The following is an 11455-nucleotide window of genomic DNA, read 5'->3' as shown; positions in this document are numbered from 1 at the left end:
GACCTTCGGGTTATGAGCCCGACGAGCTACCAGACTGCTCCATCCCGCGTCTGTGTGTCGGCATTCTACAGAGGAACGCGAGTGTGTCAACCCGTAAACTCAAGAAAAGCGCTTGTGCTTCAATCGGTTAGCGCTTGATGAGGTGCCTCTTGAGGGCTTGAAGCCAGGCAGGGCAAGGCTTTCAGCTCTATTGGGATGCGATATTCGATTGAGAAAATATATTCATCTACGAAATTTCCTACCGCTCAGGCAGAAGATTCAAACTACTGGTGCTATATACAGGGGTGAGTGCGATACTGGCCACCCGTTGGTTAACACCCCGTTTATATGACGCAGCGCAAAATCATCCACGTCGACTGTGATTGCTTCTACGCCGCCATCGAGATGCGCGACGACCCGAGCCTGGCACAAAAGCCCTTGGCTGTCGGTGGCTCGGCAGATCGGCGCGGCGTGATCGCCACCTGCAACTACGAAGCGCGGGCGTATGGGGTGCGTTCGGCCATGTCGTCACGTCATGCCTTGAAGCTGTGCCCGGACTTGACCATCGTTAAGCCGCGCATGGATGCCTATAAAGTAGCATCCAAAGAAATCCAGCTGATTTTTCGCGACTACACCGACTTGATCGAGCCGTTGTCGCTGGACGAGGCCTACCTCGACGTGTCCGACAGCCCGCATTTTGGCGGCAGCGCCACGCGTATTGCCCAGGACATTCGGCGCCGGGTCTCCAACCAGTTGCATATCACCGTGTCTGCCGGCGTGGCGCCCAACAAGTTTTTGGCCAAGATCGCCAGCGACTGGAAAAAACCCAACGGCCTGTTCGTGATCACGCCGGACCAAGTCGAAGACTTTGTCTCGCAGTTGCGTGTCAGCAAGCTGCATGGCGTGGGCAAGGTCACCGCCGACAAGCTGGCGCGCCTGGGCATCGAAGACTGCCTGCAATTGCGCGACTGGAACAAACTGGCACTGGTGCGCGAATTCGGCAGTTTTGGCGAGCGCCTGTGGAGCTTGGCGCGTGGGATTGATGATCGCGTGGTGCAAAATGACAGCCGTCGGCAATCCATCAGTGTAGAAAATACCTTCGACGTGGACCTGCCGGACCTTTCAAGTTGCCTGGCGAAACTGCCGGAACTGATGGAAACCCTGGCCGGGCGCATGGCGCGTATCGACAGCAGCTACCGTGCGGGCAAGCCGTTCGTCAAAGTTAAGTTTCATGACTTTACCCAGACGACGCTGGAGCAGGCCGGGGCAGGACGGGATCTGGAGAGTTATGAACAGTTGATGACCCAGGCGTTCAATCGCGGGGGCAAGCCGGTGCGGTTGCTGGGGATAGGCGTACGGTTGCTAGACCTGAGCGGCGGCAACGAACAGCTCGAGTTTTCCTGGTAAAAACCCGAAACAAATGTGGGAGCTGACCTGCCTGCGATAGCGGAGTGTCAGTCAAGAATGCTTTAACTGATACACCGCTATCGCAGGCAAGCCAGCTCCCACAGTTTGATCTTCACAGGTATTGCACGATCAGCGTGCGCCAGGATCGGCGACTAACCGCCCCGCATCCTTGGTCAGCGCCTGCACAAACTCCTGCTGCAACTCCGGGTCATTGCGCGTCAGTTCAATCAGGCTTTGTTCCAGCTCGCTGGCCTCTTCTTCCAGCCCCAGCTCCGACAGGCGTTTGACTCGGTGCACCCACTGGTTCACTTCGTCATCTTCCAGGTCGTCGTATATCAGGGCATGGGCTTCGAGCAGCTTGCTGCGCAGTGTGTTGCTGACCGCCAGGGTCGAGTCGGTATGCACGTCGTCCTGGCCATCTTGCACACTGATCTTCAAGGTGGTGACGCGGTTCAGGTCTTGCTCGGCAAAGGGGCTGTCCAACAGGTTAAGGCGCAGTATGCCGTTGCGATCGGTGGTCAGCTCATGGGTCTGCTTGCCGGCGGTGACTTGTACCGGGCGCTCGCTCCAGGGCAGGCTCGAATACTCCAGGCGCTTGTCACGCTGGACTTCATCGATAGCGGCCAGGTTCTGTTGCGCACGGCCGTGGGATTGCACGTTCATGAACGGGTTGATGCCGTCCACGCCGTAGCTCAGCCAGTCACGGGTCACGCTCGTGGGCAGGTTGCCGAGGGCGAAGATATTCACCACGTTGGCACCCACGCCCGCCACCAGCGCCACGGCACCCAGGGGCATCTCATAGAGTTTGCGCCAAGGCTGGTAGGGCGTGTAGCGGTCGTAGCGACGGGTGACTTCGAATTCGGTGACCTCGAAGGTCTTCTGCTCATGAATGCGAACCCGGCGTTGCGGCAGCTCCAACACTTTGGGTTCGCCTACATCGATCTGCAGGCTGTGGTCGAGCAACTTACGCTCGACCCGCTCCTCGTGCTCGCTGCGTTGCGACATCTGATTGGCGCAGCCGCTGACCAGCAGGGCGCCGCACAAGGCGGCGCCCCCCAGGGCTCTGGTGTTTCGCTTGAACATGACTTCTCTTGATCTGGTTTTCAGCGACGAATACGCGCCTGGAGGAAAGACAGCACGTCAGCCACCGGCAACGGTTGGGCTTCGGCTTCGGTCCGGCTCTTGTATTCCAGATTGCCATCCGCCAGGCCGCGGTCACTGACCACGATCCGGTGCGGGATGCCAATCAGTTCCATGTCGGCGAACTTGATGCCCGGGCTGGTTTTCTTGTCCCGGTCATCGAGCAGCACTTCAAAACCGGCAGCGGTGAGCTCCGCGTACAGCTTGTCAGTGGCTTCGCGCACTTGCTCGGTTTCATAGCGCAACGGCACCAGGGCCACCTGGAACGGCGCCAGGGCGTCACTCCAGATGATGCCTTTCTCGTCGTTGTTCTGCTCGATGGCAGCGGCAACCACGCGGGACACGCCGATGCCGTAGCAGCCCATGTCCAGGGTGATCGGCTTGCCGTTCTCGCCCAGTACTTCGCACTTCATCGCCTTGCTGTACTTGTTGCCCAACTGGAAGATGTGCCCGACTTCGATGCCGCGCTTGATCTCCAGGGTGCCCTTGCCATCCGGGCTCGGGTCGCCGGCCACGACGTTGCGCAGGTCGGCCACGGTCGGAACCGGCAGGTCACGCTCCCAGTTCACGCCGAAGTAATGCTTGTCGTCGATGTTGGCGCCGATACCGAAGTCGCTCATCAGCTCTACCGAACGGTCGATGATGATCGGCAGCGGCAGGTTCAGCGGGCCGAGGGAACCGGCACCGGCGCCAATGGCGTCGCGCAGTTCAGCATCGGTGGCCATGACCAGCGGGCTGGCTACGCCAGGCTGGTTGGCGGCCTTGATTTCGTTGAGCTCGTGGTCGCCACGGATCACCAGGGCGATCAGCTTGCCTTCTTCTTCGGCGCGCACGATCAGGGTCTTGATGGTCTTTTCAATCGGCAGATTGAATTTCTCCACCAGGGCCGCGATGGTTTTGGTGTCTGGCGTGTCGACCAGGCGCAGCTCCTCGGTGGGAGCAGGGCGCGAGGTTTCACGTGGTATGGCTTCGGCCTTCTCGATGTTCGCCGCGTAGTCGGAACCGTTGCTGAACACGATATCGTCTTCGCCAGACTCGGCCAGCACGTGGAATTCGTGAGAGCCGGCACCGCCGATGGAGCCGTTGTCCGCTTCAACCGGGCGGAACTTCAGGCCCAGGCGCGTGAACACGTTGCAGTAGGCCTGGTGCATGCGGTCGTAGGTCGCTTGCAGGGAAGCCTGGTCGGCGTGGAACGAATAGGCGTCCTTCATGATGAATTCGCGGCCACGCATCAAGCCGAAGCGTGGGCGGATTTCATCACGGAACTTGGTCTGGATCTGATACAGGTTCAGCGGCAACTGCTTATAGCTGCTCAGCTCATTGCGCATCAGGTCGGTGATGACTTCTTCGTGGGTCGGGCCGGCGCAGAAATCGCGGCCATGACGGTCTTTAAAACGCAGCAACTCAGGGCCGTACTCTTCCCAGCGCCCGGATTCCTGCCACAACTCAGCCGGTTGGGTGCTCGGCATCAACACTTCCAGAGAGCCGGCAGCGTTCATTTCTTCACGAACGATGGCTTCGACCTTGCGCATCACCTTCAAGCCCATGGGCAACCAGGTGTACAGGCCCGAGGCCAGTTTGCGGATCATGCCGGCGCGCAGCATCAGCTGATGGCTGATCACAACCGCGTCGGAAGGCGTTTCTTTCTGTGTGGCGAGCAAATATTGACTGGTACGCATGGTAGGCCGTTGTCGGTTGCTTGGACTTGAAATGACTTGGGATTGTACGGGCGCTTGTCGCCGGAGTACAGGCGTGAGGTGGCAGGGTGTATCTGTCGTAACCGTCGCTTGTGTGGGAGCTGGCTTGCCCGCTATCGCAGGCAAGCCAGCTCCCACATTGACTGAGTCGTGTCAGTCTTCCGGCGGGGGATTCAGCCGGGCGCGGCGGTTCTCCTGGAACCAATGCAACGCAATCAGGAGCAGCGTCGGCACGCCCAACAGGCAGGTGATCATAAAGAAGTTGTGGTAACCGAACTTCTCCACCATCACGCCTGAATAGCCGCCGATCAAACGTGGCAGCAACAGCATGATCGAGCTGAGCAACGCATATTGGGTGGCGGAGAACTTGAGGTTGGTGAGGCTCGACAGGTAAGCCACGAATGCTGAGGTGGCCATGCCCGAACTGAAGTTGTCCAGGGAGATGGTGACGATCAACATCTGCAGGTCGGGGCCCATGTCGGCGAGCATCACGAACAGCAGGTTGGTGCCGGCCGAGGCCACGCCGCCGATGAGCAGGATCGGCAATATCCCGAACCGCACGATCAACAGCCCGCCCATGCCGGCACCGAGCAGGGTCATGATCAGGCCGAAGATCTTGCTCACCCCGGCGATCTGGTCCTTGGTGAAACCCTGGTCGATATAAAACACGTTGGCCATGACGCCCATCACGGTGTCGGACATGCGATAGGTCGCAATCAGCCCGAGCAGTAGCAGCGCCTGCCAGCGGTAGCGCAGGATAAAGTCGTTGACCGGCGTCAGCACCGGCGCCAGGCCCCGGCGGCCCATGGCCGAAAGGCACAGCGCAGTGAGGGTGATATAGAGGATGGCACGCAGGAAGGCGCGGTCTTCCATCAGCAGTTCCCACAGGCTCACGCCCTGGAACAGTACGCTGGCAAAGTCGGTGTTATACAGCTGGGTAAACATCGCCGGCACCGAGACCAACAGCACGATCAGTACAAACACCGACACCAACTGGTGCGCGAAGCTGTAGCGCCCGGCCTGCAGTTGGGTGCGCAGTGGCACATCGGGTTCACGCATAAACAACGTGGTGAGCAACGCCGGCACCATCAACACGCCGAACAGCACATAGGTGCCGGTCCAGGCCGAGTGTTTATAGTTGAAACCGGTGGAGCCGAAGCCTTCGGCAAAGAACAGCGCACCGGCCGTGGCCAGCAGGGCGGCGATGCGATAACCAGACATGTAGCTTGCCGCCAGGGCGGCCTGACGGCTGTCGTCGGCGATTTCCAGGCGGTAGGCATCCACAGCGATGTCTTGGGTGGCCGACGCGAAGGCGACGACCACCGCAATGGCGATCAACCAGGACAGGTGTTTTTGCGGGTCACAAAAACCCATGCCGATCAATCCGAGGATCACCAGCGATTGGGCCAGCACCAGCCACGAGCGACGGCGCCCCAGTTTACCCAGCAACGGCAGGCGCCATTGGTCGAGCAGCGGCGACCAGACCCATTTGAAGGCGTAGGCCAGACCGATCAGGCTCGCATAGCCAATGGTCTCGCGGGCCACACCGGCTTCACGCAGCCACACTGAAAGCGTCGAAAACACCAACATGTAAGGCATGCCGGCGGCGAAACCGAGCAACAACAGCACTAACGTCGAAGGGCTGGCATAGGCGGCGAGCGCGGCGCGCCAGGTTTTACGGGGCATGGGCTGGAGTCTGCCTCAGATTTGCGGAAACAAAGCGCGCACTCTAACCGCTGTGCTCTACCGGGCGCCAGCCATGACGCTGAATATCAACACGATTGTTCAGGATAGTGACGCCTTCGCTACGTAAACGCGCACGTTGTTCGTCACCCGAGGCACTGCCCACCGGCAGACTTATCCGACCGCCGGCACCCAGCACCCGATGCCAGGGCAATCGCGTGTCCTGCGGCAACTGGCTCAGGGTGCGCCCGACCCAACGGGCAGCACGCCCCAAACCTGCCAGGTGTGCCAGCTCGCCGTAACTGACCACGCAGCCTTCGGGCACCTGCGACAGTGTCAGGTAAAGGGCAGTGCGGCGTATCTCGGCGGGGCTTTGTGGCGTGTCGGCAGGTGAGATCACTGTGGGCATATCCGTTGAGATCGTCGTTGTTTTGTCAGAAACGTCTGTAAACATGGCGATGAGTATTGAACTCAATATAAATCCTTGAGTCAGTTCTAGCCATGTAACACTATAACGCCCCTTTTTTCGCCTATCCTGAGCCCCGTACCTGCTTATGTTGTCCAGAACCCTGTTGTGCCTTGCTGTTCTCAGTGCTTCCACGCCCTTGCTCGCCGATACCGTCTGGTTGAAAAACGGTGATCGGCTCACCGGCAAGATCAAAGTCTTCGACGGTGGCAAGTTGCTGATCCAAACCACCTACGCAGGCTCCATCCCGGTGGACTGGAAACAGGTCAAGACCCTGGAAAGCGACCAGGAACTGTTGGTCAAGCAGGACGCCTACACCGGTGAAAAGGCCAAGTCGTTGCAGGCAGCCGATGATGGCAAGGTGGTGCTGGCCAATGGCGAGGCGCCCAAGACGGTGGAACTGGCAAGTATCCAACAGATCATGAAGCCCAAGCCGGTGATCGAAGACCTGGTGTGGAAGGGTAACGTCGACCTGGCGCTGGACTACAAGCGCGCGGACAAAGACACCAACGACTACGACATCGACTTCAAGACCTCGGCCCGTCACGGCCAGTGGCGCCATACGGGCAAGGGCGAGTACAACCGCGAGTTCCAGGACGACGTCACCACCACCGACAACTGGGCCCTGGAATACGACCTGGACCGCTTTATCACCGAGCACTGGTTCTGGCAGGGGCGCCTGACCTACAAGCGCGACAAGGTCGAAGACCTGGCGCGCCAGCGCACCGTGGGTACCGGCCCGGGCTACCAGTTCTGGGACGATGAGTTGGGCGCGTTCTCCCTCGGGTCGCTGGTCAACCGTACCGATTACGAATATGCCGACGGCGGCAAGGACAACTTCTACTCTCTGGCCATGAAGTGGAACTACAACCGCTACTTGGTGGGCAAGACCGTAGAGTTCTTCACCAACGGCGAATTGGGCAAGCCTCTGGACGGTCCGGCCGATTACTCCCTGGATGCCGAGATGGGCCTGCGCTACAAAGTCACCGAGTGGGCGTCCCTCAACCTCAAGGCTGAGCGTGACGTCATCAGCGGCGACTCCGACAGCAGCTTGAGCAAGACCCGCTACACCGCAGGCTTTGGCGTGGCCTGGTAAACCGGCGTCGGCCCCTCTGGCAACCTGCGCAGATATTGATTACCTTGTGTTGAGATCCATTCCCATATGCCATGGGTCGCGGAACATCCGAGGAATCCTATATTGAGCACGCAGGTTGCCAAGAACGCCCGAGAGCTGTTGCTCAAGGAATACCGTGGGGCGCTCGCCACACAGTCCAAAGCCATGCCCGGCTTTCCCTTCGGCTCGGTGGTGCCCTACTGCCTGGACGAGCAGGGCCGCCCGCTGATCCTGATCAGCCGCATTGCCCAGCACACCCATAACCTGCAAAAAGACCCCAAGTGTTCGCTGCTGGTGGGGGAGCGTGAGGCCGACGATGTACAAGCCGTCGGGCGTCTGACCTACCTGGCCGAAGCCGAGAAGCTGGAAGACGCCGCCGCCATCGAAGCCGCTGCCGAGCGCTACTACCGCTACTTCCCTGATTCGGCCAACTACCACAAAGCCCATGATTTCGATTTCTGGGTGCTCAAGCCGGTGCGCCACCGTTATATCGGTGGGTTTGGCGCGATCCATTGGGTCGACCAGTTGACCTTGGCCAACCCGTTTGCGGGCAAGGCCGAGCGCAGCATGATCGAGCACATGAACAGCGATCACACCAAAGCCATTGCCCATTACGTCGAGCTGGGCGGTTTGCCTGCCACCGAGCCTGCGCAGTTGGCCGGTATCGACAGCGAAGGCATGCACCTGCGCATTGGCCAATCGTTACATTGGCTAGGGTTTGCCGAGCCCTGCAATACGCCGACACAAGTGCGCGAAGCCCTGGTTTCATTGGCGCACGCTGAAGTCTGGCCGAAAAAAACCGCGGCCACTGCTTGAATTCACACAACGGCGACGTCATCTAAGGTGAACTGGCAAGGCATTCTTGCGTTGAGGAACCATTTGATGCGCCCTTTTTTATTGCTCTTTCTGCTGTTCCCGGTGCTGGAGCTGTTCGTATTCGTTAAAGTCAGCGGTGCGATCGGTTTCTTCCCGGCGCTGCTGTTGATCATCGTAGGCTCCATGCTTGGCGTGCTGGTGCTGCGTGTCGCCGGCCTGGCGACCGCACTGCGTGCCCGTGAAAGCCTGAACCGCGGCGAACTGCCCGCCCAGACCATGCTTGAGGGCTTGATGATGGCCCTGGCCGGTGGCCTGCTGATCCTGCCGGGTTTTATCAGCGACGTGCTTGGCCTGGTGCTCTTGCTGCCGTTCACCCGCAAGCTGCTGGCCGGCAAAATGCGCCAGCGTGCTGAAGAGGCCGCGATGCGCCAGCGTGCGTTCGCCGACGACCTGCAACCCCGTGGTGGTCCGGCTCCACGCCAACCCCTGGGGCGTGAAGGTGATGTGATCGAAGGCGAATTCGAACACCGCGACCCTAAGTAACCGCTTCACTGGCACGGCACCTTCGGGTGCCGTGTTGCATTTACCCTTGAGTCGACACAAAAAATTTCATCCTTGGCCCCTTGTAATAAGCCTGGGCGCCCTTATGTAACGGTCACCGCAAGGTTTCTGGTGGTGACATCAGACAGACTTCCGCGTCTCGCCCCGCGAGCCGCGACCGGCACCGCCGGAATTTAACCCGCCGGAATTGATACCGGCCGATGAAAAACACAATTAGGAGAGATCGACAATGAAGCTTCGTCCTCTGCACGACCGCGTCGTAATCCGTCGCAGCGAAGAAGAAAAGAAAACCGCTGGCGGGATCGTTCTGCCAGGTTCGGCTGCTGAAAAAGCCAACCACGGTGTAATCGTCGCTGCTGGCCCAGGCAAAACCCTGGAGAACGGTGATGTACGCGCACTGGCCGTGAAAGTGGGTGACAAGGTTGTTTTCGGCCCTTACTCCGGCAGCAACACTGTGAAAGTAGACGGCGAAGACCTGCTGGTAATGGCTGAGAACGAAATTCTCGCCGTTCTGGAAGACTGATTTCCTCGCTCATTTTCCCGTTACTACAAAGTATTTAAGGAATATCGATCATGGCTGCTAAAGAAGTTAAATTCGGCGACTCCGCCCGCAAGAAAATGCTCACTGGCGTCAACGTTCTGGCTGACGCAGTAAAAGCGACCCTGGGCCCGAAAGGCCGTAACGTGATCATCGAGAAGAGCTTCGGCGCTCCGACCATCACCAAGGATGGCGTTTCCGTAGCAAAAGAAATCGAACTGGAAGACCGTTTCGAGAACATGGGCGCGCAGCTGGTCAAAGACGTTGCCTCCCGTGCCAACGATGACGCAGGCGACGGCACCACCACCGCTACCGTCCTGGCTCAGGCGATCGTCAACGAGGGCTACAAGGCCGTCGCTGCCGGCATGAACCCGATGGACCTCAAGCGTGGCATCGACAAGGCGACCATCGCCATCGTTGCCGAGCTGAAAAATCTGTCCAAGCCATGCGCCGACACCAAGGCCATCGCTCAGGTAGGCACCATCTCCGCCAACTCCGACAGCTCCATCGGTGACATCATTGCCGAAGCCATGGAAAAAGTCGGTAAAGAAGGCGTGATCACCGTTGAAGAAGGCTCGGGCCTGGAAAACGAACTGTCGGTTGTAGAAGGCATGCAGTTCGACCGTGGCTACCTGTCTCCGTACTTCGTCAACAAGCCTGAGACCATGGTTGCCGAGCTGGACAGCCCGCTGATCCTGCTGGTCGACAAGAAGATCTCCAACATTCGCGAAATGCTGCCAGTACTGGAAGCCGTTGCCAAAGCCGGCCGTCCATTGCTGATCGTTTCCGAAGACGTTGAAGGCGAAGCCCTGGCGACTCTGGTTGTGAACAACATGCGTGGTATCGTCAAGGTTGCAGCCGTCAAGGCTCCAGGCTTCGGCGACCGTCGCAAGGCCATGCTGCAGGACATCGCCGTATTGACTGGCGGTACCGTTATCTCCGAAGAGATCGGCCTGAGCCTGGAAAGCGCCACCCTGGAAAACCTGGGTAGCGCCAAGCGCGTGACCATCTCCAAGGAAAACACCATCATCGTTGACGGTGCTGGCGTTGAAGGCGACATCGAGTCCCGCATCGCGCAGATCCGTGCCCAGGTTGCTGAAACCTCCTCGGACTACGACCGTGAAAAACTGCAAGAGCGCCTGGCCAAGCTGTCCGGCGGCGTTGCGGTGATCAAGGTTGGCGCTGGTTCCGAAGTTGAAATGAAAGAGAAGAAGGCCCGCGTTGAAGACGCCTTGCACGCAACCCGTGCAGCCGTTGAAGAAGGCGTGGTACCTGGCGGTGGCGTTGCGCTGATCCGTGCTCTGGAAGCCCTGACCAACCTGACCGGCGACAATGCCGACCAGAACGTTGGTATCGCTGTGCTGCGTCGTGCCGTTGAAGCACCGCTGCGCCAGATCGCTGCCAACTCCGGCGACGAGCCAAGCGTTGTGGTCAACGAAGTCAAGAACGGCAAAGGTAACTACGGTTACAACGCTGCGACTGGCGTCTACGGCGACATGATCGAAATGGGCATCCTGGATCCAACCAAGGTGACTCGTTCGGCGCTGCAAGCAGCAGCCTCCATCGGTGGCTTGATCCTGACCACCGAAGCTGCCATCGCTGACAAACCGAAGGCAGAAGGCGCAGCTGGCGGCGGTATGCCAGACATGGGCGGCATGGGTGGCATGGGCGGCATGATGTAAGCCAGCCTTACCCGGCACTATAAAAAGCCCCGCCTGCAGTGATGCAGGCGGGGCTTTTTTATGCACGGTTGCATGCTGGACCTGTGGCGAGGGAGCTTGCTCCCGTGACTGGCGCAGTTCTCCCAGACACCCCCGCGATCCAACTGTGGGAGCTGGCTTGCCTGCGATGACGCCCTGCCAGCCGACGGCAATCTCCCTGACACCCCGCGATCCCAATGTGGGAGCGGGCTTGCTCGCGAAGGCGGCCTGGCAGGCGACACAGTTGGATTGTGTACATATCCATTGTTGCGGTAACGGCCGCTTAGGGTTCCGCCCCAACGGCGGGTCACTTTGGAAAAGCCCCAAAGTAACCAAAGGGCTCTTGCCCCACCA

At 59.5% G+C, this 11455-nt stretch carries 10 protein-coding genes; 6 read left to right on the top strand and 4 right to left on the bottom strand.

Going from position 1 to position 11455, the window contains the following annotated elements; genetic code table 11:
- The first annotated feature begins 327 nt into the window (after window positions 1-327).
- Window positions 328-1386 carry a DNA polymerase IV gene (dinB, locus tag E1K68_RS22335; RefSeq protein ID WP_212614666.1) on the top strand — a complete coding sequence of 353 codons (1059 nt, stop codon included), beginning with the start codon at window positions 328-330 and terminating at the stop codon, window positions 1384-1386.
- Window positions 1387-1515: 129 nt separating this feature from the next.
- Here dinB and E1K68_RS22330 read toward each other — a convergent pair whose 3' ends face one another.
- The 4 genes from E1K68_RS22330 to E1K68_RS22315 all read right to left on the bottom strand — a co-directional run bounded on the left by E1K68_RS22330 (window position 1516) and on the right by E1K68_RS22315 (window position 6315).
- Window positions 1516-2469 carry a hypothetical protein gene (locus E1K68_RS22330; RefSeq protein WP_056789139.1) on the bottom strand — a complete coding sequence of 318 codons (954 nt, stop codon included), beginning with the start codon at window positions 2467-2469 and terminating at the stop codon, window positions 1516-1518.
- A gap of 20 nt (window positions 2470-2489) precedes the next feature.
- Window positions 2490-4205, bottom strand: coding sequence for a proline--tRNA ligase (locus E1K68_RS22325; protein WP_019817246.1), 1716 nt, complete (start codon window positions 4203-4205; stop codon window positions 2490-2492).
- 171 nt (window positions 4206-4376) lie between these two features.
- Window positions 4377-5909: an AmpG family muropeptide MFS transporter gene (locus E1K68_RS22320; RefSeq protein ID WP_212614665.1), complete on the bottom strand. Its 1533-nt coding sequence runs from the start codon at window positions 5907-5909 to the stop codon at window positions 4377-4379.
- Window positions 5910-5952: 43 nt separating this feature from the next.
- Window positions 5953-6315, bottom strand: coding sequence for an MGMT family protein (locus tag E1K68_RS22315; protein WP_034133585.1), 363 nt, complete (start codon window positions 6313-6315; stop codon window positions 5953-5955).
- A gap of 145 nt (window positions 6316-6460) precedes the next feature.
- On the opposite strand from E1K68_RS22315, the gene E1K68_RS22310 reads away from it, so the two are divergent.
- From E1K68_RS22310 to groL, 5 genes are all read left to right on the top strand, one after another.
- Window positions 6461-7468 (top strand): DUF481 domain-containing protein, encoded by a 1008-nt coding sequence (locus tag E1K68_RS22310; protein WP_003193943.1) that lies wholly within the window; start codon window positions 6461-6463, stop codon window positions 7466-7468.
- A gap of 102 nt (window positions 7469-7570) precedes the next feature.
- On the top strand, window positions 7571-8302 hold the full coding sequence (locus E1K68_RS22305; protein ID WP_212614664.1) for a HugZ family protein: 732 nt from the start codon (window positions 7571-7573) through the stop codon (window positions 8300-8302).
- A gap of 66 nt (window positions 8303-8368) precedes the next feature.
- Window positions 8369-8845: an FxsA family protein gene (locus E1K68_RS22300; protein WP_003193941.1), complete on the top strand. Its 477-nt coding sequence runs from the start codon at window positions 8369-8371 to the stop codon at window positions 8843-8845.
- Window positions 8846-9092: 247 nt separating this feature from the next.
- Entirely contained in the window at window positions 9093-9386 is a 294-nt protein-coding gene (locus E1K68_RS22295) for a co-chaperone GroES (RefSeq protein WP_003193940.1), read from the top strand.
- Between the two features lie 50 nt (window positions 9387-9436).
- Window positions 9437-11083: a chaperonin GroEL gene (groL, locus tag E1K68_RS22290; RefSeq protein WP_003193939.1), complete on the top strand. Its 1647-nt coding sequence runs from the start codon at window positions 9437-9439 to the stop codon at window positions 11081-11083.
- Window positions 11084-11455 lie beyond the last annotated feature (372 nt).

The sequence above is a fragment of the Pseudomonas sp. B2021 genome (assembly GCF_018135665.1).
In the GTDB taxonomy this organism is placed as follows: Bacteria; Pseudomonadota; Gammaproteobacteria; order Pseudomonadales; family Pseudomonadaceae; genus Aquipseudomonas; species Aquipseudomonas lactis.
The sequence above is the reverse complement of the archived record's forward strand: the minus strand, read 5'-3'. Positions and strand labels throughout refer to the sequence as shown.